The 25,231-nt window shown below is 55.7% G+C and carries 22 protein-coding genes; 15 read left to right on the top strand and 7 right to left on the bottom strand.

Going from position 1 to position 25,231, the window contains the following annotated elements; genetic code table 11:
- Positions 1–2 precede the first annotated feature (2 nt).
- Entirely contained in the window at positions 3–2,138 is a 2,136-nt protein-coding gene (locus FCL49_RS03140; protein WP_174353445.1) for a peptidase domain-containing ABC transporter, read from the top strand.
- Positions 2,139–2,164: 26 nt separating this feature from the next.
- Here the strand turns inward: FCL49_RS03140 and hpxO are convergent, their stop codons facing one another.
- Both hpxO and FCL49_RS03130 read right to left on the bottom strand, forming a co-directional pair.
- Positions 2,165–3,322, bottom strand: a complete 1,158-nt coding sequence (gene hpxO / locus FCL49_RS03135) for an FAD-dependent urate hydroxylase HpxO (RefSeq protein WP_174352394.1) — start codon at positions 3,320–3,322, stop codon at positions 2,165–2,167.
- Between the two features lie 129 nt (positions 3,323–3,451).
- Positions 3,452–3,946: a DUF1003 domain-containing protein gene (locus tag FCL49_RS03130; protein ID WP_174352393.1), complete on the bottom strand. Its 495-nt coding sequence runs from the start codon at positions 3,944–3,946 to the stop codon at positions 3,452–3,454.
- 238 nt (positions 3,947–4,184) lie between these two features.
- Here FCL49_RS03130 and FCL49_RS03125 point away from each other — a divergent pair, with 238 nt between their 5' ends.
- Genes FCL49_RS03125 through FCL49_RS03115 form a run of 3 tightly spaced genes read left to right on the top strand, consistent with a single transcriptional unit; the run spans position 4,185 to position 8,174 of the window.
- Positions 4,185–6,386, top strand: a complete 2,202-nt coding sequence (locus FCL49_RS03125) for a xanthine dehydrogenase family protein molybdopterin-binding subunit (RefSeq protein ID WP_174352392.1) — start codon at positions 4,185–4,187, stop codon at positions 6,384–6,386.
- Positions 6,387–6,399: 13 nt separating this feature from the next.
- Complete coding sequence (locus tag FCL49_RS03120; RefSeq protein WP_012145048.1) at positions 6,400–6,858, top strand: (2Fe-2S)-binding protein; 459 nt, start codon at positions 6,400–6,402, stop codon at positions 6,856–6,858.
- Positions 6,859–6,869: 11 nt separating this feature from the next.
- Positions 6,870–8,174: a cytochrome c gene (locus tag FCL49_RS03115; RefSeq protein ID WP_174352391.1), complete on the top strand. Its 1,305-nt coding sequence runs from the start codon at positions 6,870–6,872 to the stop codon at positions 8,172–8,174.
- Positions 8,175–8,210: 36 nt separating this feature from the next.
- On the opposite strand, the gene FCL49_RS03110 is transcribed toward FCL49_RS03115, so the two are convergent.
- On the bottom strand, positions 8,211–9,380 hold the full coding sequence (locus FCL49_RS03110; protein ID WP_174352390.1) for a cupin domain-containing protein: 1,170 nt from the start codon (positions 9,378–9,380) through the stop codon (positions 8,211–8,213).
- Positions 9,381–9,966: 586 nt separating this feature from the next.
- Here FCL49_RS03110 and FCL49_RS03105 point away from each other — a divergent pair.
- Genes FCL49_RS03105 through licT form a run of 3 tightly spaced genes read left to right on the top strand, consistent with a single transcriptional unit; the run spans position 9,967 to position 14,107 of the window.
- A complete protein-coding gene (locus tag FCL49_RS03105; RefSeq protein ID WP_174352389.1) occupies positions 9,967–11,832 on the top strand; it encodes a beta-glucoside-specific PTS transporter subunit IIABC in 1,866 nt (621 codons plus the stop codon).
- Positions 11,829–13,241: a glycoside hydrolase family 1 protein gene (locus FCL49_RS03100; RefSeq protein WP_174352388.1), complete on the top strand. Its 1,413-nt coding sequence runs from the start codon at positions 11,829–11,831 to the stop codon at positions 13,239–13,241. Before FCL49_RS03105 ends, FCL49_RS03100 begins: the two co-directional genes overlap by 4 nt.
- Before the next feature lie 26 nt (positions 13,242–13,267).
- Positions 13,268–14,107 carry a BglG family transcription antiterminator LicT gene (gene licT, locus FCL49_RS03095; RefSeq protein WP_012145053.1) on the top strand — a complete coding sequence of 280 codons (840 nt, stop codon included), beginning with the start codon at positions 13,268–13,270 and terminating at the stop codon, positions 14,105–14,107.
- Here licT and FCL49_RS03090 read toward each other — a convergent pair.
- Positions 14,104–15,024, bottom strand: a complete 921-nt coding sequence (locus FCL49_RS03090) for a LysR family transcriptional regulator (protein WP_174352387.1) — start codon at positions 15,022–15,024, stop codon at positions 14,104–14,106. The genes licT and FCL49_RS03090 overlap by 4 nt on opposite strands.
- Before the next feature lie 99 nt (positions 15,025–15,123).
- On the opposite strand from FCL49_RS03090, the gene FCL49_RS03085 reads away from it, so the two are divergent.
- Positions 15,124–15,696: a chromate transporter gene (locus FCL49_RS03085; RefSeq protein ID WP_174352386.1), complete on the top strand. Its 573-nt coding sequence runs from the start codon at positions 15,124–15,126 to the stop codon at positions 15,694–15,696.
- The gene (locus FCL49_RS03080; RefSeq protein WP_012145056.1) at positions 15,693–16,214 is read left to right on the top strand and encodes a chromate transporter; all 522 of its coding nucleotides are present in this window, start codon (positions 15,693–15,695) and stop codon (positions 16,212–16,214) included. Before FCL49_RS03085 ends, FCL49_RS03080 begins: the two co-directional genes overlap by 4 nt.
- Positions 16,215–16,253: 39 nt before the next feature.
- Here FCL49_RS03080 and FCL49_RS03075 read toward each other — a convergent pair whose 3' ends face one another.
- Complete coding sequence (locus FCL49_RS03075; RefSeq protein ID WP_174352385.1) at positions 16,254–16,613, bottom strand: AprI/Inh family metalloprotease inhibitor; 360 nt, start codon at positions 16,611–16,613, stop codon at positions 16,254–16,256.
- 330 nt (positions 16,614–16,943) lie between these two features.
- Here FCL49_RS03075 and FCL49_RS03070 point away from each other — a divergent pair, with 330 nt between their 5' ends.
- On the top strand, positions 16,944–17,666 hold the full coding sequence (locus FCL49_RS03070) for a 2-phosphosulfolactate phosphatase (RefSeq protein WP_174352384.1): 723 nt from the start codon (positions 16,944–16,946) through the stop codon (positions 17,664–17,666).
- Here FCL49_RS03070 and FCL49_RS03065 read toward each other — a convergent pair.
- Together FCL49_RS03065 and FCL49_RS03060 are read right to left on the bottom strand one after the other, a co-directional pair.
- On the bottom strand, positions 17,650–18,150 hold the full coding sequence (locus tag FCL49_RS03065; protein WP_174352383.1) for a GNAT family N-acetyltransferase: 501 nt from the start codon (positions 18,148–18,150) through the stop codon (positions 17,650–17,652). The two genes, FCL49_RS03070 and FCL49_RS03065, sit on opposite strands and share 17 nt — an antisense overlap.
- Before the next feature lie 29 nt (positions 18,151–18,179).
- The gene (locus FCL49_RS03060; RefSeq protein ID WP_174352382.1) at positions 18,180–19,187 is read right to left on the bottom strand and encodes an alpha/beta fold hydrolase; all 1,008 of its coding nucleotides are present in this window, start codon (positions 19,185–19,187) and stop codon (positions 18,180–18,182) included.
- A 383-nt stretch (positions 19,188–19,570) separates the two neighbouring features.
- On the opposite strand from FCL49_RS03060, the gene idi reads away from it, so the two are divergent.
- From idi to FCL49_RS03035, 5 genes are all read left to right on the top strand, one after another.
- The gene (idi, locus tag FCL49_RS03055; protein ID WP_174352381.1) at positions 19,571–20,110 is read left to right on the top strand and encodes an isopentenyl-diphosphate Delta-isomerase; all 540 of its coding nucleotides are present in this window, start codon (positions 19,571–19,573) and stop codon (positions 20,108–20,110) included.
- 26 nt (positions 20,111–20,136) lie between these two features.
- On the top strand, positions 20,137–21,981 hold the full coding sequence (dxs, locus tag FCL49_RS03050; RefSeq protein WP_368040104.1) for a 1-deoxy-D-xylulose-5-phosphate synthase: 1,845 nt from the start codon (positions 20,137–20,139) through the stop codon (positions 21,979–21,981).
- A complete protein-coding gene (locus FCL49_RS03045; RefSeq protein WP_174352379.1) occupies positions 21,978–22,958 on the top strand; it encodes an SAM-dependent methyltransferase in 981 nt (326 codons plus the stop codon). Before dxs ends, FCL49_RS03045 begins: the two co-directional genes overlap by 4 nt.
- A gap of 95 nt (positions 22,959–23,053) precedes the next feature.
- Positions 23,054–24,091 carry a Rieske 2Fe-2S domain-containing protein gene (locus FCL49_RS03040; protein ID WP_174352378.1) on the top strand — a complete coding sequence of 346 codons (1,038 nt, stop codon included), beginning with the start codon at positions 23,054–23,056 and terminating at the stop codon, positions 24,089–24,091.
- Positions 24,088–25,206 (top strand): terpene synthase family protein, encoded by a 1,119-nt coding sequence (locus FCL49_RS03035; RefSeq protein ID WP_174352377.1) that lies wholly within the window; start codon positions 24,088–24,090, stop codon positions 25,204–25,206. Before FCL49_RS03040 ends, FCL49_RS03035 begins: the two co-directional genes overlap by 4 nt.
- Positions 25,207–25,231 lie beyond the last annotated feature (25 nt).

Genomic DNA, 25,231 nt, shown 5'->3' with positions numbered 1-25,231 from the left:
ACATGGACGTTACCGAAGTGATTAACTGGGGATGGCGCAAGCGCCTGCCGTTGATCCGCCAGACAGAATCGGCAGAGTGTGGCGTGGCCTGTCTGGCGATGATTGCCGGCTGGCATGGGCATCGGGTTGATCTGCCCACGCTGCGAGCACGATTTAACGTTTCGCAGCTCGGTATGACATTTTCGCAGTTGATGAGCTGCGCCGAACAATTGCACTTAAGTGGCCGCGCCGTGCAGTTGGAGCTTGAAGAATTGCACCTGCTGTCGGTGCCCTGCATTTTGTACTGGGACATGAATCACTTTACGGTACTCAAACGGGTACGAGGGCAGAGGCTGGAATTACACGATCCGGCTCGCGGTGCGGTAACCATGAGCCTGCGGGAAGCGAACCGTCACTTTACCGGCGTCGCCATGGAACTGACGCCCACTCATCAGTTTGCGGTCAAAGATCAGCGAAAAAAGATCCGCCTGTTCGATCTTATTGGCAAAACCCAGGGTCTGAAGGCCGCGCTGGGCAGGATATTCTGCTTCGCGCTGGTACTCGAAGTGCTTGCGCTGATTGGCCCGCTGATCAACCAACTGGTGATTGATGAAGTGTTGGTGGCGCTGGATGCCAGCCTGCTGACACTGGTGGTCATCGCCATGTTGCTGATGGCCGCGACCCAGACGCTACTGGAACTGGCCCGACAATGGGCGACCCTCACCATGGCGGTCAACTTTAACATGCAGTGGACGGCGAACGTGTTTCACCACCTGCTGCGGCTGCCGATTAGCTGGTTTGAGGCGCGCAATATGGGGGATATCAGCGCCAAATTCGATGCCGTCGACACCATTCAGGACACGCTGACCACCACGCTGCTCGAAGCCTTTCTGGATGTGTTACTGGTAGTGGGCACGGTGACCATGATGTTTTTCTACAGTGCCAAATTAACCCTGGTCGCGTTGGCCGCCGCTCTGGTTTATGGCCTGCTGCGGCTGTTTTGGTTCAGTACCCTGCGTAAAGCGGCAGATGACAGCTGGGTCGCCGGTACCCAGGAATCCAGCCACTTTCTGGAGAGCCTGCGCGGGGTGTTGAGCCTGCGGGTCAATGGGGCGCTGACGCCGCGCGAATCGGTCTGGCGTAATCTGAATGTTGCCCGCCGCAATGCGCAACTGCGCGAAAGCAAACTGATGATGGTCTACGGCATTATGCAGACCGTTATTGGCAGCGTGGTGGGGGCTGCGGTGCTGTGGCTGGGGGCCAGCGCGGTGCTGGCCGGTCAGTTTTCGGTGGGCATGTTGGTGGCTTATATGTCCTTTCAGGGGCGCTTCTCGTCCAGCATCAACGGGTTGATCGACAAACTGGTCGCGTACCGAATGCTGGATGTCTATAACCAACGGCTGGCGGATATTGTGCTGGCGGCGCGTGAGGATGCGGCGTCGCAGTTGGCAGGTGGTGTGACAGGGCCATCAGCGGCCTGTGTCTGGCCAAGCGATCGCCCTGCGTTAAGCCTGGCGCAGGTCAGTTTCAAATACGCCGGAACCGAACGGGAGATCCTGTCGCAGGTCTCGTTGCAAATCATGCCCGGCGAAGTGCTGGCGTTGGTCGGGGCCTCCGGTTGCGGCAAGACCACGCTGGCCAAGCTGGTGCTGGGCCTGTATCCGCCGACCGCCGGGGTGATCCGCACCTTGGGCATTGAGCATCGGCAGGGGAATTATCAACAGGTTCGCCAGCATATCGGCGTGGTGTTGCAGGAGGACCAACTGTTTCGCGGCTCCATTGCCGAAAACATGACATTTTTCTCTCCCCGGATTGATAAGCAAAAGCTTGGCGAATGTGCCCGCCTGGCGCAGTTGGAACAGGACATCGAACAGCTGCCGATGGGTTACCAGACGTTAATCGGCGAAATGGGCGGCACCCTGTCCGCCGGGCAAAAACAGCGTTTACTGTTGGCGCGGGCGTTGTATAAGCGGCCACAGTTGCTGATCCTCGATGAAGCGACCAGCCATTTGGACGTTAATAACGAAACGCTGATTGGCCAGACCTTACGTCAGCTTGGGTTACCCATTTTGCTGATCGCCCACCGGCCGGAAACGATCGCCACGGCGGACCGGGTGATCGAACTGGCGGCGGGGCGCATCCGCACCTTGAGTGTTTGACAGCAAAGCCTGGCCTTGCCGCAGAATCAGGCCAGCGGCCCGCCCATAATGGTTTCTTTCATACCGGAGAGAATTCGCTCGCCGGTTTCGCTTTTCAGTTCTTCGTACCAGCCATGGGTGATCGCCATCTCCTTACCGTGGGTGACATCACAGCGCTTGCGCGCCTTCAGCACCAAGTCCTTCACCCGGTGGCTGCGTTTTTCCTGATAGCGCAACAGCGCGTCTTCTATGCCGAGCGAGTTGGTTTGTAAGGCAATCGCCAGCACGACCGCGTCCTCCATCGCCGCACAGCCTCCCTGGCCGATATCTGGCGTGGTGCTGTGCCCGGCATCGCCCAGTAATGCCACGCGCCCGCGCACCAGCTGTTCGAAAGGTTCGATATCATGGATCTCAATGCGGTTGATGGTTTCGGGATCGAGCGCGGCAATCAGTTTTTGCACCGGTTCGGCCCAGCCGGCAAAGTAACGCTGCAGATCGGCTCGCGCGCTGCTGCGGTCTTCCGCCAGCCCGGTGGGCAGCGGGACATCGAAGAAAAAGTAGAAGCGGTTGTCGGAAACCGGCATCAACGACACCCGCTTGCCTTCACCCACAAAGGTGGTCCACTGATCGGCGGGGGCGATGGACTCATCAATGGCTACCAGCCCATTCCAGTTGACGTAACCGGCGTAGCGACGATCTACCCCGTGACCCAGCACATAAGGGCGAATGGCGGAATGAGTGCCGTCGGCGGCGATCAGAAAATCACCGCTGGCCTGGCTGCCATCTTCAAACCAGGCGGTCACGCCTTGCGGAGTTTCTTCAATGCCGCTGACGCGTTTGCCGAAGTGCACCAGGTCACGACCATAGCTGCGTAGCAACATCGCCTGAAGCTCGGCACGGGCTACCGGGTAAGGCCGCTCGCCAACGCTGGCAATCAGCGGATCCAGGCTAAAGCGGGTCAGGGTCTGGCCGTGCAGGTATTCCTGATAGGCCATGTAGTTCATTGGGCCGCCGAGCGCGCGCAGCGGTTCTTTCATTCCCAGATAATTAAGGCATTTGACGCCGTTGGGCCAGATGGAAATCGCGGCCCCGACCGGTTTGATTGCTTTGACCGCTTCAAAAACCTCGGTGTCGATACCGACACGCTGCAATGCGATGGCGGTACACAGACCGCCGATACCGCCACCAATAATAATTGCTTTCATCTGCTTCTCCCTTATAGCCATGATCGGAAGAAGCAATTTCCATACCAGTCCGCAAACCGGCCGCTGATGCGGGTTCAGGCAGTCGCCTGATGCAATTTGGTGCAATCCATGACCCGTGACGAAGCAAATTCACGCGCGATCCCGGTTTGCCAACTGGATAGCCAGGCTTTCAATGCGCTCCGCCATCTGTTTGGTCAGGTTGGTTAATTCAGTGTTCTGTTTCAACAGCGCCAGCAATTGCTCAGATTGCTGTGCGGCAAGCGTTTGCCGTTGCGCCATTGCCTCATCCAAATCCTCGCGATGCTGAGCATCGGCCAGTGCGTGCGCCTGGTCACGTTCGGCCTGATGGGTTTGCGCCAGCAGGATCAGTGGGGCGGCGTAGGCGGCCTGCAAGCTGAAAGCCAGGTTCAACAGAATAAAAGGGTAAGGGTCAAACTTGGTATGGCCTGCCAAATTGAGATAGATCCAGACGGCTACCACCACCGTTTGTCCCACCAAAAACGTCGGTGTGCCGAAAAAGCGGGCAAAGGCTTCTGCCTTCAGTGCAAACCATTGGTCACCAAAGGTATGGGTTAGGCTTTTTAACGGGCGATAAAAACGAAACTTTTTATTGGGTTGCGACATGGCTTTCACACTCGTGAGGGTAATGAAGATATAGCTAATTTATAGCATGTGGGCCGAAATCCCCGCGCAGTACACAGCACAAATCCACCACAGAAAAGCCCGCCTGAATGCCAGACAGACAAAATAATGAGCTACGCTAATTATTAGCCCGTCGCGCTGGTGTATGCAGACGGCGCGCATAAAAAGAATGATTTCGCCGCATTGATTAAGGTTGATCGGCATTTTGGAGCGATGAGCAATGAATCTACCCGAAGTCCCACTTACCCGGCGACGTTTTATCGTCGGCGCCAGTGCGCTGGTGATCGGTGCCTATCTGCCGTCCACCGGTGCGCTGGCCCGCGCAAACCCCGCCACTGCGCCTGATCCTCATGCAGCCAATGCCTTCGTGCAGATTGACCAGGAAGGCATTGTCACGGTGATCAGTAAACATACCGAGGTAGGCCAGGGGGTGTATACCGGCATGGCGACGTTGGTCGCCGAAGAGCTGGACGCCGATTGGTCGCAGGTGCGGGTGGTTGCTGCGCCGGTTGATACCAACGTCTATAAAAACCTGGAGTTCGGTTTCCAGGGCACCGGTGGTTCCAGTTCGGTGGCCAATGCCTATGAGCAGATGCGCCGCATGGGGGCCATGGCGCGTGCGATGCTGGTTCAGGCTGCCGCGCAAAGCTGGAAAACCTCGGCGCAGGAAATCACCGTGCAGGCGGGCAAGATCCGCCACGCGGCCAGTGGGCGTGAAGCCGGTTTCGGCGAGTTTGCCGTGTTAGCCAGTCAGTTACCACCGCCTGACCCCGCAACCCTTACACTGAAAGATCCCGCCAATTTTACGCTGATCGGTAAGGCCAGCGGCCTGCACCGGGTGGATTCACTGGCAAAGACCAACGGCTCGGCGCAATTCACTCAGGACATTCATGAGCCGGATATGCTGACCGTGACCATCAAAAAGCCGCCGCGTTTTGGCGGCAAGGTGGCGTCATTTGATGCCAGTCGGGCGCTGGAGGTACCGGGCGTGGTGGCGGTGAAGCAGACCGATACCGGCGTGGCGGTGTACGCCAAAAATACCTGGGCGGCGATCCAGGGGCGTGAAAAATTACAGGTGGAGTGGGACGACTCGCAGGCCGAGCGGCGCAACACCGAGCAGATTTTCGCCGAGTTCCGCCAGGTGGCGCAAAAGCCCGGTGCGGTGGCGAAAAGTCACGGCCAGCCGGACGAGGTTTTTGATAAAGCCGACAAAGTGATCGAAGCGGAATACACCTTCCCGTATGTGGCCCATGCGCCGATGGAGCCGTTGGACGGCTATCTGTTCTGGGACGGTGAAAGCGTCAAGGCGCGTTATGGCTGCCAGATCCAAACCCTCGATCACCAACAACTGTGCGACCTGTTCCAATTGCCGCCGGAGAAGGTAGAAATTGAAACCATTTTAGCCGGTGGCAGCTTTGGTCGCCGTATCGATCTGGGCAACCCGAAGCTGGGGCCGGATCTGGCCGCAGACATGGCGGCGGCCGCCAAGGCGATTGGCCCCGGGCACGGGGTTAAGGTGGTGTGGACGCGTGAAGACGATATCCGCAACGGCTGGTATCGTCCGATGATCCTGCACCGGCTACGCGGGGCGATCCGTGGCGGCAAGGTGGTGGGCTGGAGCGATACCGTCGTCGGCCATTCCTGGACGCTCAACAGTGCGATGACGGCATTGGTGGCCAACGGTGTCGATCAGATGATGATCGAAGGCGCCAGCGAGGTTCCTTATACCTTTGAGAGCTTCCGCTGCGACGCCCATATCGTGCCCGGCAAGGTCCCCACGACTTCACTGAGGTCGGTAGCCAGCACCCACACCGGCCACGCGGTGGAAAGCTTTATCGACCAACTGTTGCAGGAAACCGGGCAGGATCCGGTAGAGGGGCGACTGGCCCTGATGGGGGATGCGCCGCGTGAGGCCGGCGTATTACGGGCGGTGGCGAAAGCCGCTAACTGGCAGGGCGCGAAGGTGGTGGATGGCCGGGCGCGGGGGGTTGGCGTCGCCAAGGCGTTTAATACCCGGGTGGCGCAGATCGCCGAGGTGTCGATCGGCGAAGGGGGCATTCCACGGGTGCACAAGGTGTGGTGTGCGGTGGACTGCGGTGTAGCGGTCAATCCGGATGTGATCCGCGCGCAGATTGAAGGCGGCATCGGCTATGGTCTGAGCATCGCACTGTACGGCAACATTACGCTAAAAGACGGGGTGGTTGAGCAGTCCAACTTCAACAATTTCCGTCCGCTGCGTATCGATGAAATGCCGGAAATAGAGGTGATTATCGTAGCTTCCACCGAGGCCCCGACCGGCGTGGGTGAACTGGGTGTGCCGACCATTGCTCCGGCGGTCGGCAATGCTCTGGCGCTGCTCGGGCGGCCCCGCAGTTCACTGAGCCTGCCTTTACACCGTCCCAACAGTGACGCCAGCGTCTGACAAGGAGAACAGCATGATAACTTTAACCGTGAACGACCAACCGCTGACGTTTGATGGCGACCCGCATATGCCGTTGCTGTGGTTCCTGCGTGATGAAGCCGGGCTGACCGGCACCAAATTTGGCTGCGGCATCGCGATGTGCGGCGCTTGTACCGTCCATCTGGACGGCGTGCCGGTGCGTTCTTGCATGACGCCGGTCTCTGCCGCCGAGGGCAAGAAAATCACCACCATTGAAGCGATTGGCGAGACGCCGACGGGTAAAGCGGTGCAGGCGGCCTGGGTCAATCTGGACGTGGTGCAATGCGGCTACTGCCAGTCCGGCCAGATCATGAGCGCCAGTGCACTGTTGGCCCAGAGCAAGAACCCGAGCGATGCAGATATTGACGCGGCGATGAGTGGCAACGTTTGCCGCTGCGCTACCTACGTGCGCATTCGCGCCGCCATTCACCAGGCCGCCAAGGCGTTGGATTAAGGGAGAAACCCATGAGCAACGCCCTGAGATGGCTATTATGGCTGATTGTTGCAATCGTGGTGTTAGCGGGAGGCTACGCGCTTTATACCCTGTTACGCCCGGTCGGCCCCGAGCCTGCTGCGCCCATTGCCGGAGCCCCGGCGGGGATCAGCGATAAACTGGCCCGCGGTGAATATCTGGCCCGTGCCGCCGACTGCGTAGCCTGCCACACCGCACCTGGCGGTAAACCTTTCGCCGGGGGTTTTGCCTTTAAACTGCCATTCGGAACCATTTATGGCACCAACATTACCGCCGACCCGGAAACCGGGATCGGCGGATGGAGTGACGATCAGTTTGTGCGTGCGGTGCGTGAAGGCGTCGGTCCACAGGGCAACCTGTATCCGGCAATGCCATATACTTCCTACACAGCGTTAAGCCGTGACGACGTACTGGCGATCAAGGCCTACCTGTTCAGCCTGCCGCCGGTGAAGCAGGCCAATCCGGAAAACGGCCTGTCGTTCCCGTTCAACCAGCGTTGGGGCATGAAGTTCTGGAATTTGGCGTTCTTCAACGAAAAACGCTTCGAGCCGAACCTCAATCAGGATGAGCAATGGAACCGTGGGGCCTATCTGGCGACCGCACTGGGCCACTGCAGTGAATGCCATACCCCGCGCAATTTGGGCTTCGGCATTAATCAGAGCAAAAACCTTAGCGGTGAAGTGATCCAGGGCTGGTTCGCCGGCAATATTACCCCGGACTCGCATACCGGTATTGGCAGCTGGAGCGAGCAGCAACTGTCGCAATATCTGGCCACCGGCCATGCGGAAGGGCGCAGCAGCGCTTCCGGCCCGATGGCGGAAGCGGTGGAAAACAGCCTGCAGTACCTGACGCCGGAGGACAATCAGGCGCTGGTGAAATATCTGCGCAATATCGAGCCGATCGCCACCGACAGTGCCAGTGCGGTGAATCTGCAGCCGAAAGGTGCGGCGTCATCCAGTGCGATATTGCCGGGCGGGCAGGAAGATTCACTGGGCCGCAGGCTGTTCGCCGGGGACTGTAGCGGGTGTCACCAGTGGAACGGCACCGGCCGCCAGAGCAAATATGCTTCGCTGGTCGGCAGCACCGCGGTTAACGATCCTCAGGGCCGTAGCGTGGTGCAGGCCATCCTCAAAGGTACGCGTATCAGCATTGGTGAGCAGCACGAGTTTATGCCGGACTTTGGCAGCCAATACTCGGACGAAGAAGTGGCGGCGGTAGCCAACTACGTGGTGGGCCAGTTTGGTGAAAAACAAGGCAAGGTGACCGCCAAACAGGTAGCGGAGCAGCGTAAGCAGTAACCCTTGGCGAGGGGGTTAACGCCCCCTCGCTAGCCATCAACTTTTGCGTCGGGACATCACCAGTTTATCCCTGGGGCGATCTTGCCAGTCGGCAATCTGATTATTGAAGTTATCTGCCAGCAGATAGGCCGGGGTTTTCGCCAGCCAGTCAGACAGCGAAATATCCTGGTAAATACCGTTGTCCAGTACGATTAACACCTTGAGATCCTCATCACCCATATTCTCAATGTAATGACCAAACCCCTGCGGGACATAACCGACGTCTGTCGGTGCATATTCTGATGTCTGCGCATGGCCGTGTGAACCAAATACCGTCATGCGTCCCTTGCCGGAAATATAGTATTGCCACTCATTGGCGTTGGGATGCCAGTGCAATTCCCGCACGGCACCGGGTTTGACGATTTCGATAATGCCGGTCATGGTGGTTGAAATGGGGAATTCTTTTGAGGAAACTAAATGAACGCTGCCAGCATCATTTTCAAAAAAAGGTTTTTGTTTCATTAATTCATAACGGTGGGCCAGCGGGGAATTATTCAAGCCGCCGTCGTTGTTGGGTAGGGGCAGAGCCGGGGGAACCGCGCCGCCGACAATATAGGCCTCACCCTGTTTGGCTTTGGAAAATACCGATGCCGGCATATTGACGCTTTTTTCCAACACTTCTTTGGGCATGTGCGCCACCCAGTCGGTAATGCTGAAAGTACCAAACTCGGAAAAATGGCCGTTATCAAAGGTCAACACAAAGTGCGCGCCGTCGGCCAGCGCCTGGATCGAGTGCCCGTAGCCTTTGGGGAAATACCAAACGTCCCCGGCGGCGAAGTCCGCCACTTCGCACTTTCCCTCCGGGTCGATGATGGTGATACGGGCATGGCCTTCCAGCATAAATGCCCATTCGGCGGCAATGGCGTGCCAGTGCAGCTCGCGTACGCCGCCCGGTTCCAGTGTCATATCCACCCCGGCAACGCCTTCAGAAATCGGGAATTGTTCGACGGTAGCCTCTCTGGCCCAGCCGCTGGGCAGGCTGCGTTTTTTGCTGTTGGCAAAGACATATTTATAAAGGTTTTGTGCATCGGCGGCGGGTTGGAAAGTACTGGGCGGGACAATATTGCGATGATCGTCGGCGCTGGCGGATTTAATCATACCGCCCATTACGCTGGCGGCTGCTGCGCTGACCGCAGAGGCTTTTAATATATCACGACGCGATAACATATAACTTTCTCCAATATATAGAATGCCTGCCGCAAGGCCGGCAGGATTTATCTGTTGGTTTTATTGACTGTAGGTGTGTTATTGCCGATTTGAAAATGCTCGGCGACGGTTAAATCATAGTGGGTTAATCTGTATTCGCTGCGAATAATTTATTTATTTGTGTTACCAACTGAGTGGGGTTGTAATTATTGTGTTTACTATTAAATAATAATGCATCGGTATCAATTTAATTGTGTTTTTTGTTCAATAAATAATAAACAGAATTAATTTATTTAAGCAGGTGTTTTATTGTCAGTGTTATTTTAATCGGTTAATTCAACCGATGCGCCAAAGTGGGGCGTGGCGGGCAACATTGCAGTGCATTTTCGAAAATTAGTGATGTTACTCACAAAGCTTAAAGCAGGCTATTGCCGAAAAATCACAACTATGACGATACTTTCGCCGCGATCCTAACGATCGCCAGACATTTTTATTACGGCGTGTTACTGCTTAGGCAGGCAAGACCAAAATAGGAATGCACCTCTCATTGCGATGAGGCGCATTTTGATTTTGGTCTTTTTTTTTGCTTTTTTTACGGGGAAATTTGATGGATTACAAACAGCTGGGCTTGGAAATACTGGCGCGGGTAGGGGGCAAGGGCAACGTCAGCAAACTGACGCACTGCGCTACTCGTCTGCGCATGGAGTTTAACGATGACAGCCTGGTGGAGGCGAAAGCCATTGAGGCCTTGCCGGGGGTGATCAGCGTGGTGGAGCGCGGCGGCCAGTTCCAGATTGTGGTCGGCAACAACGTGCAGCAAACCTTCCGCACGCTGCAAAAAGAAATCGGCGCTCTCGAGGGGCGGCAGAGCGACAAGAAATCACAGGCCCGCGGCGGGGTGGTTTCACAGATTATCAGCGTGATTTCTACCACCTTTACCCCGGTGATCCCGGCGATCACCGGCGCGGGGATGATCAAGGCGCTGCTGGCAATCCTCAAGCTGACCGGGGCGATTGACGCCGCCAGTCCGACCTATCATCTGCTGGACACCATTGCCGATGCGGCTTTCTTCTTCCTGCCGGTGTTGCTGGCCTATGGTGCGGCAATCAAGTTCGAGTGTAATCCGATACTGGCCATGACCATCGCCGGGGTGTTGTTGCACCCCAATCTGGCGCAGATGCTGGCGGCGGGCACGCCGATTGACTTTATCGGCATTCCGGTGCGAATGGCCGACTATGCCGGTTCGGTGCTGCCGATTATTTTCACCGTCTGGCTGATGTCCTATATCGAGCGCTTTGCCGAAAAAGTTTCGCCGACGATGATTAAATTCTTCACCAAGCCGATGATTATTCTGTTGGTTACCGCACCGCTGGCGTTAGTGGTGGTAGGCCCGTTCGGTATTTTCCTTAACGATCTGGTTGCCGCCGGCGCGGCGATCGTCGACGGTAAAGCCAGTTGGCTGATCCCGATGCTGATGGGCGGGCTGCAACCCTTCCTGGTGATCACCGGCACCGCCTGGGCGATGACGCCGATTGCGACCGGTCAGTTGAGCAAAAACGGCTTCGAAATGATTAACGGGCCGGGCATGCTGGCCTCCAACATTGCGCAGGGCGCGGCGACCCTGTGCGTGGCCTTCCGCACCAAAAACAAAAACCTGCGCCAACTGGCGTCCTCTGCCGGTTTCACCGCGCTGCTGGGTATCACCGAGCCTTCGCTGTACGGCGTAACGCTCAAGCTGCGCAGACCGCTGATTGCCGCGATGATCGGCGGCGGCTGTGCCGGTATCTATGCCGGGTTGAGCGGGCTGGTGCGTTATGCCTTTGTCTCCCCGGGGTTGGCAGCACTACCGGCGTTTATCGGTGAAAACCCGATGAATATCGTCCATGCGCTGGTCACCTGTGCCATTGCTATCGTAGTGACCTTTGCGTTGACCTGGATCCTGGGTTTTGAAGATCCGGTCGAAGAGCAGGATACGACGATGACGGATCCTGTCAGCGACGCTGAACAGCAGATTTTCAGCCCGCTGTCCGGTCAACTGGTGGCTCTGGACCAGGTAAACGATGACGTCTTTTCCCAGGGGCTATTGGGTCAGGGCGTGGCGATACTACCGAAAGAAGGGCTGCTGCGTGCGCCGCTGGACGGTGAGGTGGTGACTTTCCTGCCCTCAATGCATGCAGTGGGTATCAAGGGGGATAATGGCGTTGAACTGCTGGTGCACATCGGTATCGACACCGTCAATCTGGCGGGGCAGCATTTTAGCTCCAACCTGAAAATTGGCGATCGGGTCAAGGTAGGTGATGAACTGGTGCGTTTTGATCTGGCGGCGATCGCGGCGTTGGGTTACGACCTCACCACGCCGGTACTGGTGGTCAACAGTGAAGCCTTCCCGCCGTTGAGTTGTCGTCAGCCGGGCCGGGCGGATTTTGGCGAACCGATTATCAGCCTTAATAATACGCAGCAGGAGCCGGCATGATTTATCAACGACTGAACGATTTCCCCGCAGATTTTCTGTGGGGGGCTTCCACCTCCGCCTATCAGGTTGAGGGCGCTTGGGACGAAGAGGGTAAAAGCCCGTCGATTGTAGATAGGCTCGATCATCCGCCAGGAACCGCCGACTTTAAGGTAGCCAGCGATCACTATCATCGCTTTCGCGAGGACGTGAAACTGTTTGCCGAGTTGGGGCTGAAGGCCTATCGCTTTTCCATTGCCTGGACGCGGGTGCTGCCCAATGGCACCGGCGAGGTCAACGCTGCCGGGCTGAATTTCTACCGCCAGTTGATTGATGAACTGCTGAGCCATGGCATCGAGCCGGTAGTGACGCTATATCATTTCGACCTGCCCTATGTGCTTGAGCAGCAGGGTGGCTGGTCTAATCGCGCCACCATCGACGCCTTTGTCGATTACGCCGGGGTGCTGTTCGACGCCTTTGGCGACCGGGTGAAGTACTGGCTGACCATCAACGAACAAAACACCATGATCCTGCACCCTGGGGCCATTGGCACGCCAAAGGGCGGCGTACTGCCGTCCAAACGGGTGCTGTATCAGCAAAGCCACCATATGCTGGTGGCTCAGGCGAGGGTGATGGCGCTGTGTCACCAGCGCTGCCCCGCAGGGAAGATTGGCCCGGCGATTAACACCACCTCGATGTATCAGGAAACCTGCCATCCGCTGGATGCCATCGCCGCCCATAACTGGGAGACGCTGCGTTGCTGGAGTTTCCTCGACGTGGCGGTGCATGGGCGCTATAACCCGCTGGCCTGGCGTTATTTGCTGGATCGCGAACTGGCTCCGCAGATGGAGCCGGGCGATGCGGCGCTGTTGCTGCAGGGCAAACCGGACTATGTGGCGATAAACTACTATTCTACCGCCACCATTGCCGCCAGCCGTGGCGACGCCTCCGACATCAGCGCGCGCGCAGGCGATCAGCAAATCATGCTGGGGGAATCGGGAGTTTACCGTGCCGCAGAGAATCCGTTCGTCGGTAAAACCCGCTACGGCTGGGTGATCGACCCGGTCGGGTTACGGCTAACGCTACGCAAAACCGCTGAACGCTATCATTTGCCAATATTAATTACTGAAAACGGCATCGGTGCCCCGGATGAGTTACAGGCCGATGGTACAATTAACGACGATTACCGCATTGAGTTTATGCGTCAGCACGTCGAACAGATGCAGTTGGCGATCAACGACGGGGTTGAACTGATCGGCTATTGTCCGTGGGCGGCGATAGACGTGGTCAGCACTCATCAGGGCTATGCCAAGCGTTACGGGTTTGTCTATGTCAACCGGGGCGAGCAGGATCTGAAAGATCTGCGGAGAATCAAAAAGCGCAGTTTTGACTGGTATCAACGGCTGATTGCCTCCGATGGCCGGCAACGCTAAAAAAATAAAGGGTGACGGCCGCGACGATGAAAGTCATTAAGGTACTCAATAATAGCCTGGTGCTATCGACTGACGGCGATAACAATGAAGTTATCGTGATGGGCAAGGGTATTGGCTTTAACAGCAAAGTGGGTGACGTTCTCGACCCGGCCACGATAGAGAAAGTGTATGTGGTGCAAAACAGCCAAAAGGGCCGCGATTACCTGCGGCTGATAGAAACCACGCCGGAAGAGCACATTGAGATCGTGCAGATGATCCTTGCCGAGGCTAACCGCCAGCTTAATGGGCGGATTAACGAGCAGATTTTCTTCACGCTGGCGGATCATATTAGCTTCGCCATTGAGCGTTACCACAAAGGGATTGCTATCCAGAACCGCCTGCTGTTTGAGGTGAAGCGTTTTTATCCGCAGGAATTCGCGGTGGCGACGCAGGCGCTGGCGCACATCAACCGGCGGTTGAACATTAGCCTGCCGGAAGAAGAGGCGGGCAACATCGCTTTCCATCTGGTTAATGGCCAGACCGATGTGCAAAACATGGAGCACACGCTGCTGGCGGTGAAAATGTTGAAAGATATTTTCAATATCATCAAATACCATTTTCGCATCAATATCGACACCGATTCGCTCAACTACTCGCGTTTTCTGGTGCATATGCAGTTTTTTATTCAGCGCATGGTCGAAGGGCAACAGATGACGTCGAAAGACGATTTTATCTTTGCTCAGGTCACCAAAGAGTATCCGCACGCCTACCGTGGTGCGCTGCTGATCCGCGACTACGTGAAAAATCTGCTGCAAATGGAAATGTCGAACGATGAGTTGCTGTATCTGGTGATCCACCTGACGCGCATTGCCGACAAGGAAGATTAACCGGACGGCTGCTCGCTGACCGCTTCGGCCACCAAATCGCGAAAACGCGTGATGATGGCCGATGTTCGGTTGTTGCGCAGCGCCAGATAAAGCGGCGCGCTGAGCTGGGCCCGATCGCCAATCGCCCGGTAGACAATGCCGTCACCTCCCAATCGCCGCATCGAGGCAGGCACGATGGACAGCCCCAAACCGGCACCGACCAAACTGAGGGTTGCGGGCAGGCGCGGGGCTTCCTGAACCACGCGTGGGCTGAAACCGGCACGGTGGCAGGCCGCCAGAATGGCGTCGTATAAACCCTGACCCGCAGGCCGACGATAAAGGATAAAGGCTTCTTGGGTTAATGCCTCTAGCGGCAAGGGTTGCTCACTGTTGACGGCCAGCGGGTGGCCGACAGGCAGGGCGACCAACATCGATTCACGCAACACCGGTTCAATCGTCAACCCGGGAATGCCGCCCACCGGCGAGCGCACAAAGGCCACGTCAAGGCGCTCATCCACCAATGCCTCCAATAGCTCACCGCTGCCGGCCTCTTCCAACTGGGTGGTAATGCCCGGCAGGATCTCGCGGTAGCGGCGCAACAGATTGGGCACAAACGGGTGCAGAGCGGCCGAACTGGTGAAGCCGATGGCAATATGCCCTTGTTCACCCCGTGCGGCACGGTGCACCGCCTCGGTCAGATGTTCTGCCCGTGCCAACAGCGCACGGGCTTCATTGAACAGCACATTGCCGGCTTCGGTGACGCGCACGCCGCGCGGCAAACGTTGTAACAGCTTTACCCCCAGCTCATCTTCCAGCCCCTGCAACAGGCGGGTTAACGGCGGCTGCTGAATAAAGAGCCGTTCGGCGGCACGGGTGATATTGCCTTCTTCTACAACGGTAACGAACGCCCGCAGGCGACGAAGTTCGATCATAGCCATACCTCAAAGGTATCTTTGTTGCTTATGAAATGCATTAGACAGCATGACATGGCGGCGCGCATCATACCAGCCATCATAAAAAGCAATCTGGAAGCGGCAATGTCTGAATCTGATGCAGTAAAAAACAGCCAACTAGCGGCCCCACCGGGTAACGGTGAGCTATTTTTGGGCTTTCTGATGCTGGGGTTGATCGGCTTTGGCGGCGTACTGCCGTTGGCACGTAACATGCTGGTGGAAGACCGTCGCTGGCTGAGCGGTGAACAGTTCACCGAGCTGCTGGGCCTGTGTCAGTTTTTGCCGGGCGGCAACGTGATCAACCTTTCCGTGGCAGTGGGTATGGAGTTTCGCGGGGTACGCGGTGCCTTGTGCGCGCTGCTGGGGCTGATCAGCGCGCCAACGGCGATTGTGGTGGGATTGGGCATGGTCTACGCCCGTTTCCAGAACGATGCGCATGTGCAGCATGTGTTTGCCGGGCTGGCAGCGGCGGCGGCCGGTTTGCTGTTGTCCACCGGGATAAAAATGCTGTTACCGCTGCGCGGTAAATGGCTGTCGCTGGCGATTGTGGCGCTCTGTCTGATTGCCATCGCCTGGCTGCGTCTGCCGTTATTACCGACCATGCTGGTGCTGGCACCGCTGAGCATTCTGTTGCTGTGGTGGAGGACCCCATCATGATCGCCATCTTGATCTCACTGGCATTGATTTTCACCGAGTTGTCGCTGCTGGCGTTTGGTGGCGGCATGACCATTCTGCCGGAGATGCAGCGCCAGGTGGTGGAGGTTCATCAATGGATGAGCGCGCAGGAGTTCAGTGCGTTGTTCGCCATGGCGCAGGCCGCGCCGGGTCCGAATATGATGATCGTGCCGCTGATTGGCTGGCACGTGGCCGGCTGGGCCGGGCTGCTGGTCTCTTCGGTTGCCAAGTTCGGCCCGTCGTCGATCGTCACCCTGCTGGTGATGGGGGCCTGGCGACGCTTCAAGGATAAACCCTGGCGGCGCAGAGTGCAGAGCGGCCTGGTGCCGGTTACCGTCGGTTTGGTGGCGGCGAGTGGGGTGTTGATCGCCGAAGCTTCCGCGCCAAGCTGGCCGTTGGCAGCGATTATTCTGCTGGCCACGGTCGTGAGCATGAGCAAGCGTATTCATCCGCTGTGGGTTTTGGCGGGCGGTGCGTTAATGGGATTGTTGGTGGCGTGACGACAGGTTTTTACGCTGCCGTCATGCCAGAAAAACCGGTTATTGGCGTGGCGTCAGCGTAAAGCGCGGCTTGCCATTATGGTTCATCACTTCGTAGTGTTTGGGGGCCGTCAGCGCCAGGAACGCCACCATGCTGCCGTCGGCGTTGGTCAGCGTCATGCCGTCCGGCGTTGGGCGCCAGGCAACCGGCAATTCGGCCAGGGCCAGCGGCTGCAGACATAGGGCAGAGGCGGTAAAACGGTAGGCGTTAGTGCCTTCGATCAATTCATCGCTTAACTCAACCTCGCAGGCGGCGGCTTTGTTTTCGGCGTCATTCAACTGCCAGTGGCCCTTCAGCGCAGAAGGGGCCAGCAGGGGTAGCGAACTGGCAAAGGTAGTGCTGCTTAACATAAGGCTCATAACAACTCCTGTCAGGGCAACGCGCCGTACTGCGCGCAAAGAGAGAAATCTCGGCATCGGCCACTCCTTACTGAAATCCGTTAATACCATAGCACGATCCCAGGTACTGGGTGAGCGAAGGGCAAGGGGTTTTAAGGCTCGTTTATACTGAACTTTCGTGATGGGTTAAAAGGGTTACCTATATGACCGATTTGTTCCCATGTTCAACCGGATTTTATCTGTTGGTAAGGAGATTAGGCGCGGCAAGCAGCGCCCCTACCATAAACAACAGAGCTGGTTGTTAACAGCCTCAAAAGGCCATTGGGTCCTTTATTTTCAATGGAGTCGTAGATGGGTTATTTCTCGCAATCTCAGTTCGATATCCGCCTTGAATGGGGGATACACGCCATCGAGCAAATGGCTGGTGATGTTGACTGTGTGATCATCGTTGATGTGATGTCTTTTTCAACCTGCGTAAGCATTGCCGTTGGGCGAGGGGCCAGGGTTTATCCTTACCCTTGGAAAGATGATACCGCGACAGAGTACGGTAATAACTTAGGGGCTATTACAGCCAGTACTACCCGTCGTTTTGAGGGCGAGGGATACTCACTTTCACCGGTTTCGCTGGTTGCTATCCCTCCTGAAACCAAACTGGTACTTCCGTCGCCCAATGGCTCAGCGTTGGCTTTTAAGGCTAGGGACTCCGGATGTGCTGTGTTCTGTGGCAGTTTGAGAAACCTTGAGGCGACTGCCATCGCCTGCGCGGCATATCACCGTATTTTGGTGGTTCCCTGTGGCGAAAAATGGCCGGATGGCAGTTTGCGGCCGGCACTTGAGGACTGGCTAACGGCGGGCGCGATAATATCCCGCCTGCCAAAGCGAAATCTGTCACCGGAGGCACAGGCTGCAGCAGCGACTTTTCAGGCGTTACCTGCGACTGCATTACGCCAGTGCAGTTCAGCCTGTGAGTTGATTGAACGTGGGTTTGCCGCCGACGTTGATCTCTGTCTGACAACCGATGTCGACGACAAGGCCTGCTGGTTGAACAACGATCACTTTACCGGCGAAAAATAAGCACCATAAGCATTTCGTCGAGATAGCCCTGTTCGGTTTTCAACGCACGTGGCTCCACGCCATAAGGTTCGAAACCGAACCGCTTATAGAGACTGATTGCGGTATCGTTGTCTGCCACAACGGTAAGCAGTATCTGCTCAACCTGGTTGGATCCATGGTCAATAACCGCTTTTAGCAGCGCGTTGGCGATCCCCAGGCCTCTGAATTCGGGTTCAACAAATACCCCGGTCAGCGAGGCCTTATGCGCATCTTTAATGCCTTCGGCCTGCTTGAATACCATGACCCCAACGATCCTGCCGTTTGAATAGGCGCCGAATACGGCACAGCTGGTGAGCCTGTCCGCAAAAAATTGGAGCGGTTTCTCAACTTCAAGCGCGTAAAAGGAGCCAAACATCTCGGGGGACTTTTTTAAGGCGGCAAGCCGAATAACCCGAAAATCCTCCACGTCTTCTGCCTGGAGGCGGCGAATATTAATATCAAGCATGGGTGGTTTTCTGTCCTGTATCGAGATTGTTATGGTCGTAATGCCTTAATCAGCGCCTGATTAAACTGTGCGGGTTCTTCCATCTGTGGCGCGTGGCCCAGTCCCGGAAACTCGATCAGACGGGCGTGCGGGATCAGTTTCGCCACCTTTTTGCCCAGCAGATTGTAATCACCGAGCTTGGCTTTGACCGCTGGCGGAGCAATGTCGCTGCCGATGGCGGTGGTGTCGGCGGTACCAATCATCAGTGTGGTCGGCGTTTGCAGATCCTTGAACTCGTAGTACACCGGTTGGGTAAAAATCATGTCGTAAATCAGCGCCGAGTTCCAGGCCACCAGGCGATGGCCCGGCCCGTTATTGAGCCCGGCGAGCATATCGACCCAGCGGTCATATTCTGGTTTCCAGCGGCCGACATAGTAGGTATTCAACTCATATTGCCGAATTCCGGCAGCGGAAGTTTTCAGTTCACGTTCAAACCATTGATCGACGCTGCGCCACGGCACACCCTTGGCTTTCCAGTCTTCCAGCCCGATCGGGTTCACCATCACCAGTTGTTCTACCGCCTGCGGATACATCAGGCTGTAACGCGTCGCCAGCATGCCACCGGTGGAGTGGCCGACGATTGTCGCTTTACTGATTTTCAGGTTATTGAGCAATGCATGGGTGTTTTGCGCCAACTGCTGGAAGCTGTATTGGTAATGTTGCGGTTTGGTCGAACTGCAAAAACCGATTTGATCCGGTGCGATCACCCGGTAGCCTGCTTTGTTCAAGGCCTTAATACTGTCCTGCCAGGTGGCGGCACAGAAGTTTTTGCCATGCATCAGCACCACCGTGTGGCCATTGGCATTGCCTTCTGGCGACACGTCCATATACCCCATACTTAACGTCTGCCCCTGAGAGGTGAAGCTAAACTGCTGCAAGGGGTAAGGGTAGTGAAAACCCTGCAGTTCCTGACCGTATTTTGGCGTTTCGGTATCGGCGCTAGCGGCAAAGGCGGTGAGGGTGACGGATAACAGCCAACCACGGGAAAATCTCAGCATCCTGATGTCCTTATGAAAAATCGACAAGAGTCTGAGTATAGTTGCAATACATTGGATTTCAGGATGAAAAGTCAATCTGTGGCGGGATAGGCCTAGTTGTTGTAAGGAGATGGCTGGCATTTTTAACCCTGCTTGCAAGTCGGGGGAATAGTAGCTTATTGAGTTGTTTTTTATTGAAAAATACACGGCTTCATGATAATGGTAACTAATGTGCTTTATTAACAGGGTAATTATTCATTAAAAAATAAAGAAACTAATAGTATTTAAAATAAATCGTCTAATTAATCTCCAAGCTTGACAACTCACTATCATCATCTTTAATGATAAATCTACGGTAAAAATAATCCCATTTGTAACGAGCGCTATCTACAGGAATCCATGTAATGGAAGAAATGCTGATACTCGTTGATAACGAAGATAACTCTATTGGTTCGGCGGGTAAATTATCTGTTCATCAACAAGGGCTATTGCACCGAGCATTTTCGATATTTATATTTGATAGTGAAGGGAAATTACTTCTACAGCGGCGAGCATTAAGTAAATATCACTCGGCAGGGCTGTGGACTAACAGTTGCTGTGGCCATCCTCGTTGGGGCGAGGCTACGCAAGCCGCGGCTTGCCGACGCTTGCAAGAAGAAATGGGTTTTGTTACCCGTTTGAAGAAAGTTTCCAGCTTTATCTATCATGCTGAAGTCCCTGGTAATTTAATCGAATATGAGTTTGATCATATATTCGTCGGGTTGTTCGATGGGGAACCTGAAATTAACTTTGATGAGGCGGATGATTGGCAGTGGGTTGATATTACTAAATTAATTGATAAAGTGAAAACACATCCTGAACATTTCACCGCCTGGTTTAATGTAATAATGAAAAATGTCAGCGCCAATGAACTCTCTGGCTGGGGGAAGCTTGCTTCCTGCTAGTAAAATACAGGTTAATTAACGGGTGGGTGGCTATGGATACCCTATTGGATTCAATTAAGTTTCCGAGCGATCTGCGGAAATTAACCTGCAATCAATTAGAGCAGGCGGCAAATGAACTACGCAGGTTTTTATTATCCAGCATTGCGGAAAGTGGCGGCCATTTAGCCTCTAATCTTGGCGTGGTGGAATTAACGCTGGCCTTGCATTATGTCTTTGATACGCCGAACGATCGTTTAATCTGGGATGTTGGCCACCAATCCTATCCGCACAAGGCGATCACCGGTCGGCGAAAACAGATGAACAACCTGCGTAAAAAGGGCGGTATATCGGGTTTTCCTCGGCGTGATGAATCCCCCTATGACAGCTTCGGCACTGCCCACTCCAGCACCTCTATTTCCGCCGCATTGGGCATGGCTCATGCCGCTCGGCTACAGCAACAAAGCAGGCATTGTATTGCCGTGATTGGTGATGGGGCGCTCAGCGCCGGACTGGCTTATGAGGCAATGAATAATGCCGCTCTTGATCCGAATATGCCCTTGTTGGTGATCCTCAACGATAACGACATGTCGATCTCGCCGTCGGTCGGCGCACTGAAAAAGCACCTCGCGGATCTGCTGGCAGGTGAATCGACCGCGTTGTTCGACGCACTGGGTTTTGATTATACCGGCCCAGTGGATGGTCACGACATCATGGCATTAGTACCGGCGTTGGTAGGCTTGCGCGATCGCGGCGGAGTGCAATTGCTGCACGTCGTGACCCGTAAAGGCTACGGTTTTTCCCATGCCGAAGCCGATCCTGTTGGTTACCATGCACCCGCCAAATTTTGCCCACAGGCAGGGATATTGCCTGCCACCGCCGGCAAGCTCACCTATACCCGGGTGTTTGGCGACTGGTTGTGTGACGAAGCCGAGCGAGACTCCCGCGTGGTCGGTATTACCCCGGCGATGCGGGAAGGATCCGGCCTGGTGACCTTTCAGCAACGTTTCCCCGAACGCTATTTTGACGTGGGTATCGCAGAACAACATGCGCTGACCTTTGCCGCAGGTCTGGCTGCTGAAGGCATGCGGCCAGTGGTCGCCATTTACTCCACTTTCCTGCAGCGCGGTTATGACCAGCTGATCCATGACATTGCCATCCAGCAGTTGCCGGTGACCTTCGCAATCGATCGTGCCGGGGTGGTGGGGGCCGATGGGGCAACGCACATGGGCATGTTTGATGTGGCGTATTTACGCTGTATACCCAACCTGCTGGTGATGTGCCCGGCGGATGAAAATGAGTGCCGGCAAATGTTGCACACCGCGCTCAATCACCAGGGGCCGGCGGCGGTACGTTATCCGCGCGGCAGTGGCCCGGGCGTCGTGCCACTACAGCAGATGACGGCGTTACCGCTGGGGAAGGCCCAGGTTTGTCGAATAGGTCGGCGGATAGCCATTCTGGCGTTTGGCTCCATGTTGACGCCTTGTCTGGAGGCCGGTGTCAGGCTGGATGCAACCGTGATCAATATGCGTTTCGTCAAACCTCTCGATACCGAATTACTGCTGCGTTTGGCGCAAACCCATGACGCCCTGGTCACCGTAGAAGAGGGCTGCATCGCTGGGGGCGCGGGCAGTGCTTGCCTGGAATGCCTGTCTGCCGCCGGGGTCGCGGTGAAAAGCTTGTTGCTGGGCTTTCCGGATAATTTTGTTGAGCATGGCGAACCCGCCGAGCTGCTGGCGGCGTACGGTCTGGACGCCAACGGCATTGAGAGCGCTATTGTCAGCTTTGTGGCCCCGTCGGTAACCGATCTTGCTGCTGGAACGGGGAGCTTTACCGATGGAAATGAATCTTTCTTGCCCGAAAAAATGCGTATTTATCGAGGAGAACGACCATGAGCAATCTGTCTGAAATCAAGTCGCCCGAACCGGTGTACCTACAGCAGAATCAGCCTTATCAGGTGATCCGGGATAACCATACCGACAGCTATGAAGAGAAGGTGGTGCAGACTTACTGCGAAGAGCCGGAACATTGGCGCAAGGCCATTGGCGACACGCTGCTGTTTCAGTTTGGGGTGTATGAGGATGTGGCACCTTCGCTGGCTCCGGCGTCAAAGTTGAAGCCCACCGCTTCGCTGGATGAATCCAGCGTACGTTATTTTGAACAACAGCTGTTTCTGGCCGGTGTCACCGGCAGCGATCGTCCGGCGATGCGCCGTATCCTGGATATCGGTTGCGGCTGGGGTTACATCCTCAAGCATCTGGCGGAACGCTATCCCGAATGTCACCGGTTGGATGGGGTGAACGTCAGCGCCCAACAGCTTAACCACTGTGCCAGGCTGCATGCCGAACAAGGGTTAGGTAATCGTATCAATTTGTTCTTGTGCAATGCACAAGATATCGGGCTGTTGCCGGATCCAGAAGATCTGTATGACCTGGTGATCATCCGCGGGGTGATCTCTCATTTCCCTAATGAATTGTACGAGAAGACGATGCGTGCGCTGTTCACCCGGATGCGTCCTGGTGGCAAGGTGATTATTTCCGACAACCTGTACAACGTTGAACCGGATCGCTACCAGTCCGATACGCCGGATATTGTAGATCGCCTGGCCTGCCGCCATCAGAAAACACCGGCTTATTTCAGCCAGGTATTGGAAGACAGTGGTTTTGCCGTGAAAGATTTCCGCGTGTTGCCCTCCAATGTTGATGTTGCCCACTGGCTGATGGACTCGAAGGCCAATATTGAACGCCATTTCCCGGAAGGCGTTGGCGGTGCGCTGGAAGAACTGCGGGTATTGGCTGAAAACTGGTCGGTAGCGCTGCTGAAGGACAAGGTTTCTACCTACAGTGTGATTGCGCAAAAACCGATCAAATAGACGGCTTTGAAGCGGAGTAGCCTCGGTCGTCGGGCATCAATAACCGCCGTCAGGTGCACAAAGGCCAGAGTTTCAGTTCAGTACAGGAATTCATTATGGATGCTTTCTCGACGGCAGAGCAGGACAGTGTGGTGCCGATTACCCTGATATCCGCGCCGGAACATAAGCGTAGCGCCACGGGTATTGGCCAGGTCGCCTTGCCTTATCCCAACGGGTGGTTCGCGGCCGGATTCAGCCACCAACTGCTGGCGAAACAGGTTCAGCGGGTGTCTTTTATGGGGCAGGAGTTGGTGTTATATCGTACCGCCTCCGGCGTAGCGCGGGCGATAGACCCTTATTGTCCACACCTCGGTGCGCATCTGGGCTATGGTGGCAAAGTGGTGGGAGAAGAGCTGGTTTGCCCGTTTCACGGCCTGGCCTTTAACCCTGATGGGCTTTGTGTGAGAACTGCCGGCGGTCAGAAACCCCCGGTGGCGGCGTTGACGCAACGTTACATCACCGAGGTCGACGGCGTCATTTTTGTCTGGCGCCATCAGGATGATTTACCGCCGTACTGGCAATTGCCGGTACTTGAACGAGCGGGCTTTTCGCAGGGACGCTATGAAAAGTTCGTGTTGCAGGGGCTGTGTCAGGACATGACGGAAAACAGCGCCGATCCGCTGCACTTCGCCTATTTGCACGGTTTGCAAGAGGTGGTCACACGGCATCAGGAAGATCGACACCAGATGACCTACACCATGCAAGCCAAGGTCTTTGGCCAGGCGGTGAATATGAAAATGCGATGCTTTGGTCTCGGTTACGCCGTAGGTGAGGCCGAATTCGCTCGTCTGGGGCTGATTGCACGCACTCAGGCACTGGGCACGCAGATCACGCCGTTAAGCTGGGATTTCCGCATGATTGACACTATCCGCGTTGAGCGAGTTTCGCGTTTGCCACATTGGTTGCAGCGCTGGGTTTATGCCGCCTTGCTGCTTTACATCCATCGCTGGTTTGTCAAAACGGTGAAGGAAGATTTTGATGTCTGGCGCAACCGGCGCTTTGTCGAACAGCCTAAATTGATTGCCGGTGAAGGCAATATGGCCGTTTATCGTCGCTGGACCACACAATTTTATCCGCAAGGAGACCTGGAATGACCATCAAATTGCCGGCACTTCCCCAACCGTTCAGCTTTGCAATTCACCCCCATTTTTCCCCCGGTAACGCTACCCCTTATCTGGATCAGGATTGTTATGATCGCGATCCCTTCGAGCAGGCCACCCGGGCCTATGCGGATCGGTTCGAACTTTATCAGGATGATGAACAGCGTCAGCGGCTGGCCAATATTCACTGCAGTTGGCTGGGCTCGATGATGTACCCCGTTGGCAGTGACGAACTGCTGCAGGTTGGCGTGGATTTTTGCATGTGGGCTTTTGCTTACGATGACGAATATTGCGATGAGGGGCCGATCTCCAGCAAGCCGGAAAAATTCATTCAGGCCTCGGCGGAGATCTGGCGGCAGTTTGAATCACCAGAATACCCACTTTCGCAGGACCGTTATGCCTTGGCTGCGCGTGACCTGCGGATTCGGCTGGATAAATACGCCAAACCGGAACAAACCGCCCGCTTTGTCGAATCGATGCGTATCTACATGATGGCCGAGATGTGGAAGGCCATTAATCCGGCCCCTTCTTTGAACGACTATGTTTCCATGCGGGTGACCGGCGGCGGTGCCTGGTCGTTTCCGACGTTAGGGCATGTGATCGCTAATGTTGATGTGTCGCAGCGGGAGTTTGAGGATCGCCCTGTGCGGGCGCTGTTTGAAATGCTGTCGCACCTGATGGCCTGGGAGACGGAACCGCATGCCTACCTCAAGGAAATGGTGCGCGGCTCGAACTATAAAGAACACAACTTGATCCGCGTATTGATCCGCGAACGACAATATAGCTTTGACGAGGGTATTGAGGAGTATCTCGAGATGCGTCTGCGGCTGCTGGGGCTATTTCTGCGTCTGCGAGCTGAAGTGGAAAAAACGGCCTCTGCCGGGCTGAAAGCTTATATCGAGTCGGTGGTTCGTTACTATGTCGGCGCTACTGCCTGGTCGCAGAATACCCGTCGTTATAAATCAATGAGTGGCAACAGTGACGAGGGGGCTTTTGAAGGTGGCCAACTGACACAACCCCAGCCGGTAGAAACCTTCAACAGCACCCAAACTATCGATATCGACGCACTAAAATGGTGGTGGCAGTACGATCCGGCGCGTGCGCGCTAGCTGACGATACTGGCGACGTTGAGGG

The sequence above is a fragment of the Serratia proteamaculans genome, assembly GCF_013337185.1.
GTDB classification, from domain to species: domain Bacteria; phylum Pseudomonadota; class Gammaproteobacteria; order Enterobacterales; family Enterobacteriaceae; genus Serratia; species Serratia proteamaculans_D.
This window is presented reverse-complemented; position numbering and strand designations above follow the sequence as displayed.